Origin of the sequence: Halogeometricum rufum (assembly GCF_900112175.1) — an archaeon.
Taxonomy (GTDB): domain Archaea; phylum Halobacteriota; class Halobacteria; order Halobacteriales; family Haloferacaceae; genus Halogeometricum; species Halogeometricum rufum.
In genome coordinates this window covers 1361436-1379823 of sequence record NZ_FOYT01000001.1, presented here as the reverse complement: position 1 = coordinate 1379823, position 18388 = coordinate 1361436, and the positions used below count along the sequence as shown (strand labels likewise).

Sequence of the window (18388 nt, the reverse complement as noted above, 5' to 3'; positions counted from 1 at the left end):
TTATTCGCGGCTGTTCCGACTGTACGACGATGAACGCGTCTCTTCGCGTCGCCGGGGCCGTCGCGTGCGCCGCCCTCGTCGTCGCCGCCACCGTCGCCGGCGGGTCGTTCCTCGGACTCGCGGCCCCCCTCTCGGGCGACGCCTTCGAGAGCGTCGCACAGGAACCGGCCGTCGGCGCGGAACGGGTCGAGAGTCCGTACGGGCATGCGACCGTCCGGTACGACGAGGCGGGCGTGCCGCACGTCTCCGCCGAGAACGAAGAGGCCCTCTACTACGCCGTCGGCTACGTGCAGGCCCGGGACCGACTGTTCCAGATGGACCTCCAGCGCCGACTCGTCGGCGGCAACCTCTCGGCCGCGTTCGGCGAACGCGCCGTCGAGTCGGACCGCTTCTACCGGAAGATGGACTTTCAGGCTGCCGCCGAGGCGTCGTGGGCCGAACTCCGCGACACCGACGCCGGCCCCGCCCTCGAAGCCTACTCGGCCGGCGTGAACCGCTACATCGACGCCGGCGAACGGCCGCCGGAGTTCGCCCTCCTCGGCTACGAACCGACGCGGTGGGAGCCGACGGACACGCTGCTCGTCGGCAAACTCATCGCGTGGCGCCTCTCGGGCAACTTCGCCGACCTGCGCCGCGCGACGGTCCGGGCGCGCCTCGGCCCCGAGGCGACGGCCGAACTCTACCCCGACGCGATGGCGCACGACGTGCCCATCGTCCGCGGGGCGTCCGACGCCGCGCCGTTCGACCCCGCGACGGCCGCGGGCGTGGCCGCGTCGGCGGCGGCGAACGACTCGGGGAGTGCCGCGGCCGGCGGCGCGAACGCCTCCGGCGACTTCGCCGCGGTGTACGACGCCGTCGCGCCGTTCGAGACGAAGCGCGTCGTCGGGTCGAACAACTGGGTGCTGTCGGGCGAGGCCACCGAGAGCGGCAAGCCCGTGCTGGCCAACGACCCGCACCTCTCGCTGACGGTGCCGGGCGTCTGGTACGAGATGCACACCGCCGTCGGCGAGTCGGTGGACGCCCGCGGCGTCACGTTCCCGGGCATCCCGTTCGTCATCATCGGCCGGACGGCGGACGTGGCGTGGGGCGTGACGAACGTCGGCGGCGACTTCACCGACGAGTACACGTACGAGACGCGCGACGGCCAGTACCTGTACGACGGCGAGTACCGCGACTTCGAGACGACGCAGGAGACCATCCCCGTCGCCGACGCGCCGGACGTGACCGTGACCGTGCGGAAGACGGTCCACGGTCCGGTCGTCGAACGCGGCGGGCGCACCGTCGGCGTCGCGTGGCCGGGGTTCTCCGCGACGAACGAGTCGCTCGGCGTCTACCGCCTCAACCGCGCCGAGTCGATGGCCGACGTGCGGTCGGCCCTCCGAATCTGGGACGTGCCCGCGCAGAACTTCGTCGCCGCCACGCGCGCGGGCGAGACGCTGTACTACCCGGCCGGTCGGTATCCGCTCCGCGTGACCGACGGGGAAGTCGTCCGCGGCGACCGGATATTCGACGGGTCGGCGGGCGAGGGCGAGTGGCCCGGCTACACGCCGTACGGCACCTCGTCGTGGTCCGGGTTCGTCCCGTACGCGTCGATTCCGCACGTCGACGACCCGGCCGTCCTCGCCACGGCGAACCAGCGCACCGTCGACGACCCGCCGTTCTACGTGGGGACGAGTGCGACCTACTCGGAACCCTACCGCGGCGCGCGCATCTACGAGATGCTCGACGCGCGCGCGTCGGACGGCGCGACGGTGGCGGACGTGCTGGCCGTCCAACGAGACGTGCGCTCGCGGGCCGGCGTCGCGTACGCCGACATCGCTCGCGACGCGACGGGCGACCTGTCGCCCGACGCCCGCGAACTCGCCGCGACGCTCGAATCGTGGGACGGCGAGATGCGCGCGGACTCCCGCGGCGCCCTCGTCGCTCGCCTGTTCAGAGACGAGTTCCGCGCGGCGACGTTCGAAGACGAGTTCGCCGACGCGGGACTGGACGCGGCGTACTACCCGAACCCGTACGTCACGCAGACGCTTCCGGCGGACTCGCGGTGGTTCGACGACAGGGAGACGGCGGCGACGGAGACGCGCGGGGACGTGGCCCGCGAGGCACTCGAACGGACCGCCGACCGCATCGACAGACGCGGCTACGAGACGTACGGCGACCTGAACCGCCTCGACCTGAACCACCCGTTCGACCGCGAGTTCCTCGGCTGGCCGGAGCGACCGATGGACGGGTCGGCGTTCACGGTGTCGAACTTCCGCGGCGGCGAGGGAGAGCAGTTCGGCAGCAGTTGGCGGATGGTCGTCGCCTTCGGGGAGACGCCCGCCGAGGACACCGCGCGGGGCGTCATCCCCGGCGGCCAGAGCGGCGTCTTCTGGTCTGACCACTACCACGACCAACTGGACGAGTGGGCGGCGGGCGAGTACAAGCCGCTGACGCTCTCCTCGCCCGGCGGCGACCCCGACATCGTCTTCGAGTCCGGAGGTGCCGCGGCGTGAGAGACGCGCTCAGGTCCGGCCGGACCGGGGAGGCGGCCGTCGGCGTCGTGTTCGTCGTCGGACTCGCCGCGAGTGCGGTCCACTGGACCGGCATCGTCGCCGCCGGCGTCCTCCTCGGCGTCGTCGCCCCGTCGGTTCGCCGCGCCTTCGTCTTCGGCCTGGAGTTCTCGCTCGTCCTCGTCGCCGCGTTCGCCGGGTGGATGGCGTGGCACGGCGCACTCGCCGCGTGGGTCGGCGCGGGACCGCTTCCCCTCGTCACCGTCGCCGCCGCGTTGCTCGCGCCCGTCGCCGCCGTCGGGACGCGCCTGCTCGACTAGTCCGCGCGCGAGGCGCGCATCCCCCGGAAAACCTGTCCGAACGCGGGAATGTCTGACGCGCGTCACGCGAGACCCCCCGTTACTGACGCCGGACTGACCATTCAGGCGTCGAAACGGGGTCGATTCTCCGGAAAGTATTTGATTCGGATTCTGTGATATAGCGGCAAATGGATAGCCAGACTATCGACGCGGTCACCGAGTGGGACACCGTCCCAGTCGAGTCGGGGTACGAGGGACTCCACCGACTCGCCGACGACGGATTCTCCGGGGCCGTCTCGTCGGGAATGACGTGGGCGTTCGTCCTCAACGGCCGGTTCGTCGGTGTCTTCGAGGGAGACATCGACGCCTTCGAAGACGCGGAGTTGACGGCGTACCGCGCGCCGGACCCCGCGCTTCCCCTCCTGTTCGCCATGCGGGAAATCGGGGGAGAGACGCGCGCGAGTTACTACACGAACAACACGCCGCTTTCGGAGGCGGACTCGACGCTCTCGGCGGGCGGGTTCACGGGCTACGTCGAACTGTCGGAGAACGTCCTCTCGGGGGACTACTACGTCGTCTACTACGGCGGCAAGTCGATGAGCGCGGCCTTCGTCGGCAGCAGCGAACGACTGCTCACCGGGGACGAGGCGTTCGAACGCGCGGACGACGAGGTGGGCATCTACGAGGTGAAGGAGGTGGACGTCTCCATCGTCGAGTTGCCGGAACTTGAGACCGACGACGAACCCGAATCGGCCGTCGCGGCGGCGGAACCGGAGTCCGACCCGGAACCCGACCCGGACGTCGACGCCGGGGACGACCCCGAAGCGACGGCCGACGACGGGGAGAAGGCCGACGACGACGAACCGACCGACGACGAACCGACCGACGACGACGCGCCCGCCGAGGAGACGCCGACGCGACCCGAACCCCGCGCGGGCGGGGCGACGGCGGACGCCGAGTCCGCATCGCCCGACTCCGACGAGGCGGCCGACGACGCGACGGAGACGGAACCGGCCGCCGCGCCGGACGACCCCCGGCCGGAGGCGCAGGCGCCGGCGACGGCCGCCCAGTCGGAACCGGCGGCGGAGACGGCGGCGCAGGAACCGACCGAGGCGGGAGGCGAGGAGCGAGACGACGACGCGCCGGACGCCCTCGCCGACACGCAGTCGGCGGGCGACGGCGACGACCCGTTCTCCGCCGAGGAGAAGTGGCGCGAGGCGCGGTCCATCCCGTCCTTGGACCCCAGCGAGTCCAGCACGACGAACGGCGAGTCGGGCGGCGCGGCGGCCGCGCAAGCGCAGAGACAGACGCAGCGAGGCCGCTCGTCGGCGAACGCGTCACAGCGCAGCAGCGACCGGCAGGAGGCCCGTCGCCGCCGACGCCGCGAGGAACGACAGGCGAAACGTCGACGCGAGGCCGCCGCCGAGGCCGCCGCCGAGACGGCAGAGGAGACGGGCGAGTCCGCCGAAGCCGTCGCCGAACTGAAGGACAAACTCGACGAGGCGGAGGAGCGACGCGAGGAACTCGCCGATGAACGCGACGAACTCGAAGTCGAACGCGACGAGTACCGCGAACGCGCCGAGGAACTCGACGCGCGCGTCGAGGAACTCGAGTCCGAGGTCGAACGCCTCCAGTCGGAGTTGGAGGCGGCCAACGGCGGCTTCGTCGCCGAGGAGTCGCTGTCGCCGGAGCAGGCGCTCTCGGGGACGAACCTGTTCGTCCGCTACGACCGCAAGGGACAGGCGACGCTCGAACACGCCCACGACGGACAGGCGGCCCGCGACGAGGTCATCGACAACCTCCGCCTCGAACACCACACGACGTTCGACACGGAGGGACTGGCCGTCGAGGGCGTGCCGTACGAGGAGTTCCTCCACGACAGCACCGAGTACGGGTTCGCCGAGTGGGTCGTCACCGACCTGCTGTACGAGATCGGCGAGACGGGCAACCGGAGTTCGCTCGCGGACCTGTTCGACGCACTCCCGCGCATCGACCGCATCGAACTCCGCGGCGTCGTCGGGTTCGAGACCGAGTCGGGCGTCGAAGAGCGCGAGTTCGACGTCATCTTCCGGGACCAGATGGGCGACCCGTTGTTCGTCGCCGACATGAACACCTCGCGCAACGCCGCGACGGAGGCGATGGTCGCCTCACTCGTCAAGAACGCGCGCACCGTCGCCGAGGCGGACGACGCGATGGCGACGGCGTTCTACGTCACCGAGTCGTTCTTCGAACCGGAGGCGCTGGAGGCCGTCGCCGAGGAGACGGGCGGGGGCTTCCTCTCCCGGTCGAAGCGGAAGTCGTTCGTGAAGCTCTCGCGGAAGCAGGGCTACCACGTCTGTCTCGTCGAGGCGCGGAACAACGAGTTCCACGTCAACGTGCCGGAACTCTGAGCGCGCGGGTCGCGCTTCTTTCGCTCGGAGTCGACGGTCGATGCACGCAGATGCGTCGACGCCGTCAGCGACGCGACTCTCGTCCGAACGACGGGACTCGGAGCGGGGAGTAACAGGAGGGTCGCCGCGTGGTCAGTCCGGGGTCCGCGTCTCGCGGGAGCGGCGGCTTGCGTGCCCGGCGTCTAGGAGAGACGACGACGCAGCCTTCGCTCCGCGCGTTCGCGCGGTCACTTCGACGTGGGACCAGCGGTCGGGCGACCTCAGCTCTCGATTTCGGCCGCTTCCTCTATCTTCATCGTCTCCAGTTTCTCGACGATCTCGTCGAGTTTCTCGTCGAGTTCGTCGACGAACTCGGCGGTACGCTCGGTCGTGATCGCACCTTGACTGGAGGGCTCGATGAGGTTCTCCTCTTCGAGAACGCGGAGAGAGTAGCGGACTTTGTGGTGTGGGTAGCCGGTCTCGTTGGACATCTTCACGATGCCGATAGGCTCGCTCTCGATGACCATCTTCAGCACCTGCAGGTGCCGTTCCAGCATATCCACTTCCTTCTCAAGTCGGTCTATCATGCCATTTGTTAACTCGTCTTTCCTCCGTTTAAATGTTACTCTCCGTCGACCGCGTTCGGCTAGAAATTGGGTAGCTTAAGCATTCGCACACTCCCTCATAACCGTTTTGGGTACGACTCGCACGACTGGTGCACGTCGATGGGTAGCCGTTTCGCTCGCAGCCGGTTTCGATACACGAACGCGTATATCTCACGGTCGTGGACCGTAATCGGTTTGAGGGCTGGCACAGAAGCGCCGAGTATGACCGTCACGATAGTCGGCTCCCAGTTGGGCGACGAGGGCAAGGGCGCTCTCGTCGACCTGTGGGGAGGCGACGCGGACGTCGTCGCTCGGTATCAGGGCGGCGACAACGCGGGACACACCGTGGTCGAAGACGGCGAGGAGTACAAACTCTCGCTCGTGCCCAGCGGCGCCGTCCGCGGCAAAGTCGGCGTCCTCGGCAACGGCTGCGTCGTCAACCCGAAGACGCTGTTCTCGGAGATAGACCAACTGCGCGAACGCGGACTCGAACCCGACGTGCGCCTCGCCCGTCGCGCGCACGTCATCATGCCGTACCACCGCGTCCTCGACGGCATCGAGGAGGAGGCCAAGTCCGACTCAGACCTCGACGCCGGAACCACGGGCCGCGGCATCGGCCCCACGTACGAGGACAAGGTCGGCCGACGCGGCATCCGCGTCGGTGACCTGCTCGACCCCGAGGTGCTCCGGGAACGACTCGAGTACGTCGTCCCCCAGAAGCGCGCCCTCGCCGAGGACGTGTTCGGCGTCGAGACGGGCGAGGAGTTCGACGTGGAAGCGCTCTACGAGGAGTACCGCGCCATCGGTGAGCGGTTCGCCGACGAGGAGATGACCGTCAACGCGGGCGACTACCTCACCGACCGACTTGACGACGGTGACGAGGTCATGTTCGAGGGTGCGCAGGGTACCTCCATCGACATCGACCACGGCATCTACCCGTACGTCACCTCCTCGAACCCCACCGCCGGCGGCGCGTCCGTCGGCACCGGCGTCGGTCCGACCGTCGTCGGGCGGGGCGAAGTCGTCGGCATCGTGAAGGCGTACCTCTCGCGCGTCGGCACGGGCCCGCTCCCGACCGAACTCGTCGGCGACGACGAGGAACTCGCGGACTACATCCGCGAGAAGGGCGGCGAGTTCGGCACCGTCACCGGCCGCCCGCGCCGCATCGGCTGGCTCGACATGCCGATGCTCCGCCACGCCGCGCGCGCGAACGGCTTCACCGGCCTCGCCGTCAACCACCTCGACGTCCTCGCCGGACTGGACGAGGTGAAGGTGGGTCACTCGTACACGCTCGAGGGCGAGGAACTGCTCACGATGCCCGCGACGACCGAGCGGTGGGGCGACTGCGAACCGAACCTCCGCGAGTTCGAGACGTGGGACGAAGTCGACTGGGCGGCCGTCGCCGAGGAGGGCTACGACGCCATCCCGGCGGCCGCACGCGACTACCTCGACTACGTCTCCGAGGAAGTCGGCGCGCCCATCTACGCCGTTGGCGTCGGTCCGGACCGCGCGGAGACGGTCGAAGTCGTCAACCCGTTCGACCGGTAACCGTTCGGTTCGCGCCGCTCTCGTCTCTTCTCGCGCGCTCACCTATTTCGCGCCCTCTACTCTTCTTCCCGCTCGTCCGCTCTCCCGTCACGCCGCCGCGCCGCCGGGTCTCAGGCGGACCGAGCGCCCTGCGTGACGATGTCGCCGCGGAACGACTCGACGGCCTCGACGACGGCCGCTCGGTCGTCCGCCGGCACGTCGTGCTCGCCGAGGGCCGCGTCGAGGTGGCGTGCGATGGCGTCGTACGCCTCGTGGTCGATGTCGAGGTGGTCGTGCGCGGCCGCCATATCCGCGCCGTCGTACTCGACGGGCCCACCCGTCACCGCCGCGAGGAACTGCGTCTGGTGGGCGCGCTGTTCGGCCATGTCCACGTCCTCGAAGAACGGACGGAGTCGGTCGTCAGCGAGGACGCGGTCGTAGAAGCTGTCGACGACGGCCGCGATTGCGTCGCTGCCGCCGAGTCTCCGGTAGAGGGTCTCTTCTGCCATGCGAGTCGGCCCACGGGAAGCGGAGGAAAAACGAGCGCGGCGATTCCCAGTTCGCAGGAGGACGACCCGGAGATGTTCGGCCGCGTCGGTCAGACCGACTCGTCGTCGGTCGTCCCGTCGTCGTCAGCCCTGTCGTCGGTCGTCTCTGCTGCGGCCGTCTCGTCGCCGGCTTCCACCTCGGCCGTCGCCTCCCGTGCCTCGGCCCGTCCTTCGAGCAGCAGTCCGGTACCGCCGGCGGCGAGCATCCCGACGCCGGAGGCTCTGACGGCGCGGACGTACCAGTCGGTCGGTTCGAGTTCCTCCGTGTTCTCGAAGCCCCGGAGTCCCTTCCGTACGCTGAGTCGCGTGACGATTCGCGGCGCGACGACGGTCACGAGACCGTAGGCCACCAGAAATCCGTACCACAGCTTTCGCATCTTCGCACAGACCATGTGGTGAACTCCGGCGCCCACGGGCAAGAATCCCGCGACGGCTCCCGGACTTCGGGGACGAGCGAACGGCGGCGGCCGGACGCGGTTCGGGGCGCGGAGCGCCGGCAGCGCGGGTCGAACCCGTAGTCTTTTGTCGCGCCGAGACTCACAGCGGGGTATGAAGGAATCTCTGATGGACATCCTCTGCGACCCGCTCGACAAGAGCGACCTGGAACTCCAAGTCACGGAGCGCGACGGCGACGAGATACTCTCCGGCACACTCGTCGGCACCGTCACGGGCGAGGAGTACCCCATCGAGGACGGCATCCCGAACCTGCTCCCGCCGGACATGCGGGACGACGAGTAGTTCCGCGTCGACCTGAACGCTTTTTAATCGGCGTGGTGACGTAACCAGACGTGACCGAGTCGCTGCGAGTCGAACTGAACGGTGATGGACTGCACGCCATCAGCGCGCCGCCGTCGTTCTCGGTAGCCGGTGCGTTCGACGTGCTGTTGGCGAACGTCGGGCAAGCCGTTCACGTTCACCTCCACCTCGACGACGACCTGTCCCGCGTGGCACGCCTAGAGACGGGCAACCACTACGTCGAGGGGGAGGAATCGCAGCGCGTTCGCGTCGAGACGAACCCGGGGAGCGAAGCGGTGTCGGGCAAGCTGAAGATAGTCACCGGCTACGGCGCGGAGACGGCGTACGTCGACGTGACCGTCCACCCGACGCCGGACACGAAGCCCGGCATCGACGTGGACGAGACGCTGAGCAAACCGCCGAAGCGCGACCCCGACCCCTCGATAGTCGAGGAACTGACGGCGGCGCTCCCCTCGCAGGTGAACCTCCCGTCGCAGGCGACGCTCCCCGTCGTCGGCTTGCTCCTCCTCGTCGTCGCCGTCGCCGCCGTCGTCGTCAGCGTCGTCCAGAACACCGTCGTGGTTCTCAGCGTCGGCGTCGTCCTCGGCGCCGCCGTGGTCGGCGCCGTCTTCTTGCTCCGCGAGTAGCGGGCGTCCCGCCGGACGCGTCCGTCAGTCGTTCGTCTCCTCTTCGGTCGGCGTCCCCGAGAGGTTGCCGTCCTCGTCGAACCGCTTCGCCCGGAGGAACCGCGTGCGGTAGCGGTTCGCGCCCTCGTAGATGTCCGCCTCGCGGATGTCGTCGACCCGGCCGTCGGCGACGGCGTCGATTATCTCCTCGACCTGTTCCTTCTCGGAGGGGGTGAGTTCGAACTCGTACGTCCGGCTCTCTTCGCCCTCCAGTCGCGTCCACTTGCGGGCGGCCGCGACGACCAGCGAACACGGCTCCCGGCAGGGGAACGCGCCGTCGCCGCCGTCGGCGTCGAGTTCGGTCTCCTCGTCGTACTGCCACTCTCGGCGCTTGAGACACTGCGAGTCGTCACAGCAGGCCTCGGCGACCCACTCGACGTGTTCGTGGCCGTCGCCGCGGTTCCACGTCTGGATGACGCTGTAGATGCCGGTCTGTCGCTCCATCGTCTCCTCCCAGTGGGAGACGTCGAGTTCGCCCTCGGACTCGAGGTGCCAGTTGGCGACGGTGGCGGGGTAGAACGTGTCCACCGTCTCCACGAGTTCGCGGCCGTCCAACTCGGGGAACACCCACCCGGAGACGAGCGTCGGCGCCGTCTTCAGCGGTCGGTACCGCCCTCGCTCGTCGAAGGTGGCGAGTTCGCGCGCGTCCAGCGGGTCCGCGTGTTCGTCCAATCGGTCGCGGTCGGTCCCCGCGTCGTCCTCGTGTCTGACCTCGTATCGCCGTTCGCCCGCCGCGCCGAGCGTCGCGGTGATTCGGAGCTGTCCCCACTCGGTCACCATCCCCTCGCGGAGTTCGTCGTAGCGTTCGGGGACGGCGTACTCGTCGGCCGCCTCCAGTTTCCGGAGGAACGCGCGGCGGTGCCGGCCGGCGTGGCCGACGTCCGCCTCCCAGTGGTACCAGTTCGTCACGTACTCCTCGGCGGCCACGGCGGCCTCGTGGAGTCCGGCCTGCGAGAGGTCCTCGTGTGCGGCGTCGGGCGTCTCGAACGTGTAGCCCTCACCGTCCCACGAGACGAACAGGCCCTCGAAGTCGACCGGTCTCTCGTCCGCCGCGCGGACGAGCGCCTCGAACTGCTCTGCGCGCACGTCAGTCACCCGCCGCTCCCGTCTCTCTGGTCTCCTCGCGCACCGTCGCGATGGCCTCGTCGAGGTTCGCCCCCGCCTCGGCGGCGCGTTCGAGCACCACGTCGGCCATCAGTCCCTCGGTGCCGACGGCACCGGCGTACCAGATGCGGATGCCGTCGACTTCGGTGGGCACGTCGTAGCCCGTCCGGTAGTCGTCGGTCAGACCCATGTCCTCGGGGATGTCCTCCTGCGTGTGGAATCCGTCGGCGACGAACAGGGGGACGACGACGACGTCCTCGGACTCGAAGTAGTCGGTCACGTCGTCCACCTCCGGCTCTTCGTCCATGTAGAGCGCCTGCACCTCGTCGAAGCGGTCCATCGCGCGGACGCGGTCGGCGTGGTACTCGATGGCCTTCGCGGAGTTCTCGTTACGCTCGGTGCCGTGGCCGACGACGGCGAAGCCGAACCCCTCGCCCACGTCGGGGTCCCCGGTCACCGTCTCGGCGCGGCGCACCAGCACGTCGGTCATCGACTCGTGGGTGCCGACCGGCCCGCAGTAGTGGACGGTCTGACCGGTGTCCGCGGCGGTCAGCGTCGCGGTGTCGGCGCTCAGTCCGTCCGAGTCCCACTGCGAGACGTCCCAGCCGTCGAGACGGAGTTCCCGGGGGATGACCTGCTCGGTGAAGTAGCCCTCGCTGATGAAGAGGGGGACGACGTACACCTCCTCGGACTCGACGGTGCGGAGCACCTCCCGAATCGAGGGTTCCTCCTTCCAGAAGCCGGTCTTCACTTCGTCGAACGCTCCCGTCGCGCGGATGGTGTCCGCGTGACGCTGCGTCGGCGTGCTCGAATCCGGGTTCAGGTGCGACCCGTGCGCCACGATGACCAGCGCTTGCATGGGTGAGGGTTACGGGAGCGCCACCTTATGGACTTCGCATTACGGAAAGGAATCTTCGCGATTTATGAGTCGGAGTTCGCCCATCGCACCACCGCTCCAACGGCCCACGGGCGGCGTCGAGTCGCCCGCGTGCGGTCGCCGGGGGACCGACTCGCCCGACACTACACTTTTGTTCCGTTCGGTCGACTCCTCGCTCATGTCACTCGCCGCCGAGACACGAGACGCCGTCAGGGCGCGTCCGTCGCTGCTCTACGCGCTTCGCGCGGGCGTCGTGAACTACACGGCCGCCGCCGAGCGTCTGGACGTGGAGGGCGACACCGATTCGATAGCGACCGCCCTCCGCCGGTTCGCCGAGGACCTGCCGCCGTTGGAGACAGAACACAGGGACGTCACGGTCCGGATGCGGAGCGGAGTCGGTCTCGCGGGCGAGGACGTCGTCGCCACGGAGGAGGACGACCGGGTGCTGACCGTCGGCGACGTCGCCCTCGTGGCCGCGAAGGGCGAACTCACCGCTCTCGTCGCCACCGGCGACGTGGACACGCGCGCTCTCGCCGTCGTCTGCGACCGACTCGCCGCCGAGAACGTGCTCGTGGACGCCGCCGGCGTCGCCGACGACGAACTCGTCGTCGTCGTCCCGCAACGACAGGGGGCGACGGCGCTTCGACACGTCGAGGCGACGTTCGAGGCGGTGCCGGTCTGAGCGTCGCCCGCGCCGACGAGGAGGGCGGGACGGGCGCGTCCGGCGCGTTCGACCCCGTCTGACGTGTCGATTCTCAGAGGACTGGAATCTCGTACCACATATTTTTACGTGAACGTCCAACCCTCGCTCGGTGACGTAATCATGTACGAGACAATCCTCGTTCCCAGCGACGGAAGTCCGGAGGCGGAGCGCGCCGCGGGTCACGCTATCGAGTTGGCGGGGCACTTCGACGCGACGGTTCACGGACTGTTCGTCGCCGAGTCGGACGACGAACCCACAGAGCGCGGCGAGCGAGCGCTCGACGAACTCAGATCGCGCGCCGAGGAACGGAGCGTCGCCGTCGAGACGACCGTTCGCGAGGGCGACCCGGCGGCGGCCGTCGTCGACGCCGTCGAGGACGTCGGCGCCGACCTGGTGGTCATGGGCACGCACGGCCGGAGCGGCGTCGAACGCATCCTCATCGGCAGCGTCGCCGAGCGCGTCGTCCGCACGTCGCCGGTTCCGGTGACCACCGTCGGTCTGAACGACGACGGTCAGTCGGTGACGACGGCCGAACGGGCGCGGCAGATAGCCCGCGAGCAACTCGAAATCGCCGGCCACGCGGAGGCGGACGTCGAGGCTCCGTCCCGACAGCGGAGCGCGTGGGTCGTCCACGCCCGCGACGGCGACACCGAGTTCAACGTCCACATCAACAGCGCGTCCGGGCGGGCGAGACTCGTCCAACTCAGCTGAACCGCGCTTTTTTCGACTCACACGCCGACGCTCGCCGCGGGTCCCGATACGCGTCGGGCAGGTGCGCTCGGCGTCGCGTCCGGTCTCCCGTCGCCTCACCGCCCGTTCCGACGGGTTGAAAAACGCGAGCGGAGTATCACGTACCGATGACGCTGTCCGTGACCAACACCCTGACGGGAGAACGCGAGGAGTTCGAACCACAGGACGACGACGACGTGTTGCTCTACGTCTGCGGACTGACGGTCTCGGACGACGCCCACCTCGGCCACGCCCGCCTCTGGATGCACGCCGACGTGATGCACCGGTGGCTGGAACACGAGGGGTACACCGTCCACCACGTCGAGAACTTCACGGACGTCAACGAGAAGATAGCCGCGCGCATCGGCGAGGACGAGTTGGGGGAGAGCGAACCGGCGGTCGCCCGCCACTTCACCGACCACGTCATCCGCGACATGCGGGGGCTGAACCTCAAGCGGGCCGAAGTCTACCCCCGCGTCTCCGAACACGTCCCGCAGATAATCGACCTCGTGGAGACGCTGGTGGAACGCGGGCACGCCTACGAGTCGAACGGGTCGGTCTACTTCGACGTGACGACGTTCGAGGAGTACGGCAAGCTGTCGAACCAGCAGGTCGAGGAGATGGAGGCGCAGGGCGAGGCGGACGAACGCGCCGAGAAGCGCCACCCGGCCGACTTCGCCCTCTGGAAGGCGGGCGCCGTCTCGCCCGACGCCGTCGCCGAACACCGCCACGAGGGGTTAGACCCCGTCGACGACCCGTGCGGGGAGACGTGGGACTCGCCGTGGGGCGAGGGCCGACCCGGCTGGCACATCGAGTGCTCGGCGATGTCGATGACGCACCTCGGGGAGACCATCGACGTCCACGTCGGCGGCCGTGACCTCGTCTTCCCCCACCACGAGAACGAGGTGGCCCAGAGCGAGGCCGCCACCGGCCAGACGTTCGCGCGGTACTGGCTCCACGTCGGCCTCCTCCAGATGGACGAGGACAAGATGTCCTCCAGTCTGGGCAACTTCTTCACCGTCAGCGACGCCTTAGAGGAGTTCGGCGTGGACGTGATTCGGACGTTCTACCTCTCGACGGGCTACCGCGCCGAACAGACGTTCAGCGACGAGGCGATGGCGGAGGCCGAGGAGCGCTGGGACCGCCTCGAACGCGCCTACGAGGCGGCCGTCGAGGCGTGCGACAGTCCCGACGCCTACGCCACCGTGACCGACGACGACCTGCGGGACGCCGTGGAGACCACCCGCGAGGAGTTCCGCGAGGCGATGAACGACGACTTCAACGTCCGCGAGGCGATGGCCGCGCTCATCGAACTCGCGCGGGCGGTGAACACGCACGTCGGCGACGCCGACGAGTACGACTACCGCGGCCTGCGCGAGGCCGCCGAGGCGTTCGAGGACCTCGGCGGCGACGTGTTCGGCCTCGGCTTCGGCGGCCCGGCCGACGGCGGCGACGTGACGGTGGCCGAGGACCTCGTGACGCTCCTGTTGGACGTGCGCGAGACCGAACGCGAGGCCGGCAACTACGACCGCGCCGACGAACTCCGCGACGAACTCGAAGCGCTCGGCGTCGAGGTGCAGGACTCCGACGACGGCCCGTCGTTCCGGTTCGAGTAGGCGGACGCGGACCGCGCCGAGGACGGCGAGACGGACGCCTCACTCCGTCGTGAACAGGTCCGTGTCGTCGGGCACCTCGAACAGCCCCATCCTGACGCCGGCGTCCAGCCAGCCGTACCCGTACGAGAACGACGCGAGGGCGTTCACCGGGTCGTCCGTCTCGCGGAAGTGCCGGCCGTCCTCGAGGTAGGAGACGGCCATCTCCTCTATCTCCGTCGCGGCGTCGCCGAGGGGCGTTCCCGGCGGGACGGCCACCGTCGCCGCCGCGAGTGCGTCTGCGAGCATCCGACCGTAGCGGTCGGTCTTCTCCTCTAAGTCCGCGGGCATGCGAACACCTCGGCGGCGCGGGCGTATGAAGCCCGCCGTTCGACCGGTGGTGAGACGCGTCGGACCGCCGGCCGGCGCGACGCCCGGCCGCCGTCGGACACGGTGAGTCGACCGACCGGTCGCCCGTCGCGGCGGCCGCGTGCGGCTCCGTACCGCGGTAGCGCGTGGCGGTTGCGACGGCTCTCGCGCACGACAGCGGAACCTAAAAGGTCCGGACTAGCGAACGTCGAGGCATGAGCGAGGACGACGCGTTCGTGGAACATCGGAAACTCATCATCGCCGGGTCCGGCATCTCCGGGCTCTCCGCGGCCATCTACGCCGGTCGGTCGAACAACGAACCGCTCGTGTTCGAGGGCGACGAACCCGGCGGACAGTTGACGCTGACGACGGAAGTCGAGAACTACCCGGGCTTCCCGGAGGGCATCTCCGGCCCCGAACTCATCCAGCGGATGAAGAAGCAGGCCGAACGGTTCGGCGCGGAGATAGACCACGGCATCGTCGCGGACGTGGACGTCGCCGAGGGAACCTCGGCGGGCAACCAGACGCAGTCTGGTGACGCCTCCGAGCGACCGTTCACGGTGACGATGAAGAACGGCGACGTCTACACCGCCGACGCCATCATCGCCGCCTCGGGCGCCTCCGCGCGGACGCTCGGCATCCCCGGCGAGGACGAACTGATGGGGTACGGTCTGTCGACGTGTGCGACGTGCGACGGCGCGTTCTTCCGCGACGAGAAGATTCTGGTCGTCGGCGGGGGCGACGCCGCGATGGAGGAGGCGAGTTTCCTCACGAAGTTCGCCTCGAAGGTGTACATCGCCCACCGGCGCGAGGAGTTCCGCGCGGAGGACTACTGGATCGACCGCGTGATGGAGAAAGTCGAAGACGGCGAGATAGAAATCATGCGCAACACCGAGGTGACCGAACTCCACGGGACCCCCGAGGAGGGCGTCGACCACGTGACGATGGTTCGGAACCCCGAGGGCCACCCGACGGACAAACTCGACGACCCCGAGACGGAGGAGTTCGACTTCGACGTGGGCGCGGTGTTCTACGCCATCGGCCACACGCCGAACGCCGACTTCCTCGAAGGCACGGGCGTCGAACGAGACGACGAGGGCTACGTGAAGGCCAAGGGCGGCGAGGGCGGCGGCCAGACGGCCACCGACGTGCCCGGCATCTTCGGGGCCGGCGACGTGGTGGACTACCACTATCAGCAGGCGGCGACGGCCGGCGGCGACGGCGTGAAGGCCGCCCTCGACGCCGACGACTACCTCGAGGACCTCGAACGCGAGTCGAAGGCGGCGGAACCCGAACCCGCGGCCGCCGAGTCCGACGACTGACGACCGAAGACGCCGCTTTTCACCGTATTTCGGTTCCGTCGGCCGACAGTCAGATTCCCACAGACCCTTAAGCCGAGAGGACCCAGAGGGGACATGGTCGAAACCGAGACCTATACGATAGCGGGACCCGACGGCGACACCGAAGACGTGGAACTGCCCGAGGGCCTCGTCGACGTCTTCACCGAACAGGGCGAGGATCCGACGGCCGTCGTCGCCGACCTGGTGGTGCAGTCGTTCGCACAGCAAGCGCACGTCGCCACCCACCACAGCGACGGCGAGACGCCGGGCGACCTGGCGGAACTCAACGAGAAGATGGAGGAGATATTCGAGGAGCGCTTCGGTATCTCGATGGCCGAAGCGATGGGCCACAGTCACTGAGCGACGAATCCGAGCGGCCGTTTCGTTCTCTTCTCTTCTCCTCCGTCTCTCCTCTTCTCTCGCCGGTCAGAGGAACGCGAGCGGTATCATCACGAGGACGCCGCCCGTGATGCCGGCGACGAGTTCGCGCCGGCCGCCGCGCGGGAGGCCCTCGCCCAGTTCGAGTGCCTCGGGGATGAACTCGGTGAGGACGAGGTATATCATCGCGCCCGCGGCGAAGCCGAAGCCGACGGGCAGGAACTCCCGCGCCAGTCGGACGAAGTAGAAGGCGATGACCGCCCCGATGGGTTGCGGGAGACTGGAGAACACCGCCCACCAGACGAGTTTCCAGTTCGGCACGCCCATCGCCCGCAGGGGGATGGAGATGGCGACGCCCTCGGGGACGTTGTGGATGGAGATGGCGACGGTCATGAAGACGGCCAACAGGGGGACGGCGACGCCGAACAGTTGCAGACCACCCTCCAGTCCGAGGTCCGCGAACGAGACGCCGACGGCGACGCCCTCGGGGAAACTGTGGACGGTGAGGACGCCGAGGATGAGGAGCAGTTTGCGGAAGTCGGCCTCCTCGTACCGCCGCGGGTTCACCTCCGCGCCGTCGATGACCCGGTGGGCGACGACGACGAGGGCGACGCCCGCGAGGAGGCCGACGGCGAGGAGGGCGTACGTCCGCGTCGGAACCGGCGACGCCGAGACGCCGTTCAGCGACACGGAGACGTACTCGCCGAGTGCCTCCAGCACGAGTCCGAAGACGGACGCCGACAGCATGATGCCCGACGCGAGACCCCACAGCGCGACGTTCCAGCGGTCGCTCACGTCGTCGACGAAGAAGAACGGTATCGCGCCGAGACCGGTCGCCAACGCGGTGACGAAGCCGGCGACGAAGACGAAGACGAAGTTGCCGAGGGCCATGCTCGAACGTACGTGCCGGACGGAGATAAACATTCCAGATTTCTGATGCTTTCGGCGGACCTAAACCGCGGATTCGTCGCCGGCGGCGCGCGGGCGACGGGGCAGTCCTCGCCGGCGGCGTCGAGTCTGAACAGTTAAGACGCTCGCTCGGGCAGCGAAACTGTGACAGACGACAGACAACATCGCGTGGCCGCGTTTCTGGACGCGCACGAGTTGCACGCCCCGCCCGCCTACCGCCTCCTCGACCTCGCCGCCGAAGTCGGCGAACTCGCCGCGGACGCCACGAAGTCCAGCGAGTACGGCGCGCGTCCCGACGACCTGCAGGTGAACCGCGACGAACTCGGCGACGCCCTGTTCTGCCTGTACGCCCTCGCCGACGAACTCGACGTGGACGCGGGGGCGGCATTGGAGGAGTCGATAGCCAAGTACGAGGCGCGCATCGACGACGCCGGCGCACCGGGGTCCGACGCGACGGAGTGAGTTTTTAGCCCCCCGGCCGCGTGCGGTTCGACAGCATGCATCGGAGAGCCAGCGAGTTCGCCGCGGCCGCGCGGGACCGGTACGACTTCGAGGTGACCGTTGAGGAGTTCCCCGAGGGGACGAAGACGGCCGAGGACGCCGCGGCGGCCGTCGGGTGCGACGTCGGACAGATAGCCAGCAGTCTCGTCTTCGAGGTCTCCGAACCCGGTTCGGAGGGCGACGGGACGCCGCCTCGCGACGCCGCCGAATCGCTCGTCGTCGTCGTCACCAGCGGTGCCAACCGCGTGGACGAGTCGAGACTCGCCGCGCACCTCGGCGTCGCCCCGGCGGACGTCTCGATGGCCGACCCTGACGACGTTCGCGCCCGCCTCGGGTGGTCCATCGGCGGCGTTCCCCCGTTCTGTCACGAGACGGCCGTCCCCGTCCTGTTCGACGAGTCGCTCTCGCGGTACGACACCGTCTGGGCCGCCGCGGGGACGCCGGAGGCGGTGTTCCCCGTCTCGCCCGCGGAACTCCGCCGGTTGGCCGACGCGGAGACGATTACTGTCTCCGAGTGACGCAATTCGATTAGCATACCTTTATTTTTAGACGCGCCTAATATATTATTTAGATGTACCACATAACCGCGGTGGCGGCGAGAGACCGTCGTCCGCGCGGAGCGAAC

General features: G+C 68.9%; 20 protein-coding genes. 13 read left to right on the top strand and 7 right to left on the bottom strand.

All coding sequences use genetic code 11. The features are described from left to right. Nucleotides 1–29: 29 nt before the first annotated feature. The 3 genes from BM310_RS07220 (at nt 30) to BM310_RS07210 (ending at nt 5181) form a co-directional block, all read left to right on the top strand. On the top strand, nt 30–2495 hold the full coding sequence (locus tag BM310_RS07220; protein WP_089806004.1) for a penicillin acylase family protein: 2466 nt from the start codon (nt 30–32) through the stop codon (nt 2493–2495). Further along, complete coding sequence (locus BM310_RS07215; RefSeq protein WP_089806002.1) at nt 2492–2812, top strand: hypothetical protein; 321 nt, start codon at nt 2492–2494, stop codon at nt 2810–2812. The genes BM310_RS07220 and BM310_RS07215 overlap by 4 nt, the downstream gene beginning before the upstream one ends. Before the next feature lie 167 nt (nt 2813–2979). Beyond that, on the top strand, nt 2980–5181 hold the full coding sequence (locus BM310_RS07210; protein ID WP_089805999.1) for a DUF7527 domain-containing protein: 2202 nt from the start codon (nt 2980–2982) through the stop codon (nt 5179–5181). A gap of 260 nt (nt 5182–5441) precedes the next feature. Here the strand turns inward: BM310_RS07210 and BM310_RS07205 are convergent, their stop codons facing one another. Next, a complete protein-coding gene (locus tag BM310_RS07205; RefSeq protein ID WP_089805997.1) occupies nt 5442–5747 on the bottom strand; it encodes a hypothetical protein in 306 nt (101 codons plus the stop codon). Nucleotides 5748–5987: 240 nt separating this feature from the next. Between BM310_RS07205 and BM310_RS07200 the strand changes: the two genes are divergently transcribed. After that, a complete protein-coding gene (locus tag BM310_RS07200) occupies nt 5988–7313 on the top strand; it encodes an adenylosuccinate synthase (RefSeq protein WP_089805995.1) in 1326 nt (441 codons plus the stop codon). Nucleotides 7314–7423: 110 nt separating this feature from the next. On the opposite strand, the gene BM310_RS07195 is transcribed toward BM310_RS07200, so the two are convergent. After that, the gene (locus tag BM310_RS07195) at nt 7424–7801 is read right to left on the bottom strand and encodes a group I truncated hemoglobin (protein ID WP_089805993.1); all 378 of its coding nucleotides are present in this window, start codon (nt 7799–7801) and stop codon (nt 7424–7426) included. 89 nt (nt 7802–7890) lie between these two features. After that, nucleotides 7891–8232, bottom strand: coding sequence for a hypothetical protein (locus BM310_RS07190; RefSeq protein ID WP_177232551.1), 342 nt, complete (start codon nt 8230–8232; stop codon nt 7891–7893). A 157-nt stretch (nt 8233–8389) separates the two neighbouring features. On the opposite strand from BM310_RS07190, the gene BM310_RS07185 reads away from it, so the two are divergent. Together BM310_RS07185 and BM310_RS07180 are read left to right on the top strand one after the other, a co-directional pair. Next, a complete protein-coding gene (locus BM310_RS07185; RefSeq protein WP_089805991.1) occupies nt 8390–8578 on the top strand; it encodes a methytransferase partner Trm112 in 189 nt (62 codons plus the stop codon). A 50-nt stretch (nt 8579–8628) separates the two neighbouring features. After that, entirely contained in the window at nt 8629–9222 is a 594-nt protein-coding gene (locus tag BM310_RS07180) for a DUF7524 family protein (protein WP_089805989.1), read from the top strand. A gap of 24 nt (nt 9223–9246) precedes the next feature. On the opposite strand, the gene BM310_RS07175 is transcribed toward BM310_RS07180, so the two are convergent. Together BM310_RS07175 and BM310_RS07170 are read right to left on the bottom strand one after the other, a co-directional pair. Then, nucleotides 9247–10356 (bottom strand): DR2241 family protein, encoded by a 1110-nt coding sequence (locus tag BM310_RS07175; RefSeq protein ID WP_089805987.1) that lies wholly within the window; start codon nt 10354–10356, stop codon nt 9247–9249. Further along, nucleotides 10349–11224 (bottom strand): CbiX/SirB N-terminal domain-containing protein, encoded by an 876-nt coding sequence (locus tag BM310_RS07170; RefSeq protein ID WP_089805985.1) that lies wholly within the window; start codon nt 11222–11224, stop codon nt 10349–10351. The genes BM310_RS07175 and BM310_RS07170 overlap by 8 nt, the downstream gene beginning before the upstream one ends. Before the next feature lie 196 nt (nt 11225–11420). On the opposite strand from BM310_RS07170, the gene BM310_RS07165 reads away from it, so the two are divergent. The 3 genes from BM310_RS07165 to cysS all read left to right on the top strand — a co-directional run bounded on the left by BM310_RS07165 (nt 11421) and on the right by cysS (nt 14290). Then, nucleotides 11421–11924 carry a DUF7523 family protein gene (locus BM310_RS07165; protein WP_089805982.1) on the top strand — a complete coding sequence of 168 codons (504 nt, stop codon included), beginning with the start codon at nt 11421–11423 and terminating at the stop codon, nt 11922–11924. Nucleotides 11925–12065: 141 nt separating this feature from the next. Further along, entirely contained in the window at nt 12066–12656 is a 591-nt protein-coding gene (locus BM310_RS07160) for a universal stress protein (protein WP_089807071.1), read from the top strand. Nucleotides 12657–12802: 146 nt separating this feature from the next. After that, complete coding sequence (gene cysS, locus BM310_RS07155) at nt 12803–14290, top strand: cysteine--tRNA ligase (protein WP_089805980.1); 1488 nt, start codon at nt 12803–12805, stop codon at nt 14288–14290. A 39-nt stretch (nt 14291–14329) separates the two neighbouring features. Here cysS and BM310_RS07150 read toward each other — a convergent pair whose 3' ends face one another. Next, nucleotides 14330–14617, bottom strand: coding sequence for a DUF357 domain-containing protein (locus BM310_RS07150; RefSeq protein ID WP_089805978.1), 288 nt, complete (start codon nt 14615–14617; stop codon nt 14330–14332). A 233-nt stretch (nt 14618–14850) separates the two neighbouring features. On the opposite strand from BM310_RS07150, the gene BM310_RS07145 reads away from it, so the two are divergent. Together BM310_RS07145 and BM310_RS07140 are read left to right on the top strand one after the other, a co-directional pair. Then, complete coding sequence (locus BM310_RS07145) at nt 14851–15957, top strand: NAD(P)/FAD-dependent oxidoreductase (RefSeq protein ID WP_089805976.1); 1107 nt, start codon at nt 14851–14853, stop codon at nt 15955–15957. 93 nt (nt 15958–16050) lie between these two features. Further along, entirely contained in the window at nt 16051–16335 is a 285-nt protein-coding gene (locus BM310_RS07140; protein ID WP_089805974.1) for a DUF7545 family protein, read from the top strand. A gap of 66 nt (nt 16336–16401) precedes the next feature. On the opposite strand, the gene BM310_RS07135 is transcribed toward BM310_RS07140, so the two are convergent. Beyond that, nucleotides 16402–17244, bottom strand: a complete 843-nt coding sequence (locus BM310_RS07135) for a ZIP family metal transporter (RefSeq protein WP_089805972.1) — start codon at nt 17242–17244, stop codon at nt 16402–16404. A 162-nt stretch (nt 17245–17406) separates the two neighbouring features. Here BM310_RS07135 and BM310_RS07130 point away from each other — a divergent pair, with 162 nt between their 5' ends. After that, on the top strand, nt 17407–17724 hold the full coding sequence (locus BM310_RS07130) for a MazG nucleotide pyrophosphohydrolase domain-containing protein (RefSeq protein WP_089805971.1): 318 nt from the start codon (nt 17407–17409) through the stop codon (nt 17722–17724). 35 nt (nt 17725–17759) lie between these two features. After that, nucleotides 17760–18281, top strand: coding sequence for a YbaK/EbsC family protein (locus BM310_RS07125; protein WP_089807068.1), 522 nt, complete (start codon nt 17760–17762; stop codon nt 18279–18281). Nucleotides 18282–18388 lie beyond the last annotated feature (107 nt).

Coding starts and splice junctions, on each gene's coding strand:
- BM310_RS07160 (WP_089807071.1), top strand. CDS start 12,066: ATGTACGAGACAATCCTCGTTCCCAGCGACGGAAGTCCGGAGGCGGAG.
- BM310_RS07185 (WP_089805991.1), top strand. CDS start 8,390: ATGAAGGAATCTCTGATGGACATCCTCTGCGACCCGCTCGACAAGAGC.
- BM310_RS07195 (WP_089805993.1), bottom strand. CDS start 7,801: ATGGCAGAAGAGACCCTCTACCGGAGACTCGGCGGCAGCGACGCAATC.
- BM310_RS07135 (WP_089805972.1), bottom strand. CDS start 17,244: ATGGCCCTCGGCAACTTCGTCTTCGTCTTCGTCGCCGGCTTCGTCACC.
- BM310_RS07125 (WP_089807068.1), top strand. CDS start 17,760: ATGCATCGGAGAGCCAGCGAGTTCGCCGCGGCCGCGCGGGACCGGTAC.
- cysS (WP_089805980.1), top strand. CDS start 12,803: ATGACGCTGTCCGTGACCAACACCCTGACGGGAGAACGCGAGGAGTTC.
- BM310_RS07200 (WP_089805995.1), top strand. CDS start 5,988: ATGACCGTCACGATAGTCGGCTCCCAGTTGGGCGACGAGGGCAAGGGC.
- BM310_RS07145 (WP_089805976.1), top strand. CDS start 14,851: ATGAGCGAGGACGACGCGTTCGTGGAACATCGGAAACTCATCATCGCC.
- BM310_RS07150 (WP_089805978.1), bottom strand. CDS start 14,617: ATGCCCGCGGACTTAGAGGAGAAGACCGACCGCTACGGTCGGATGCTC.
- BM310_RS07205 (WP_089805997.1), bottom strand. CDS start 5,747: ATGATAGACCGACTTGAGAAGGAAGTGGATATGCTGGAACGGCACCTG.
- BM310_RS07140 (WP_089805974.1), top strand. CDS start 16,051: ATGGTCGAAACCGAGACCTATACGATAGCGGGACCCGACGGCGACACC.
- BM310_RS07165 (WP_089805982.1), top strand. CDS start 11,421: ATGTCACTCGCCGCCGAGACACGAGACGCCGTCAGGGCGCGTCCGTCG.
- BM310_RS07220 (WP_089806004.1), top strand. CDS start 30: ATGAACGCGTCTCTTCGCGTCGCCGGGGCCGTCGCGTGCGCCGCCCTC.
- BM310_RS07170 (WP_089805985.1), bottom strand. CDS start 11,224: ATGCAAGCGCTGGTCATCGTGGCGCACGGGTCGCACCTGAACCCGGAT.
- BM310_RS07210 (WP_089805999.1), top strand. CDS start 2,980: ATGGATAGCCAGACTATCGACGCGGTCACCGAGTGGGACACCGTCCCA.
- BM310_RS07190 (WP_177232551.1), bottom strand. CDS start 8,232: ATGGTCTGTGCGAAGATGCGAAAGCTGTGGTACGGATTTCTGGTGGCC.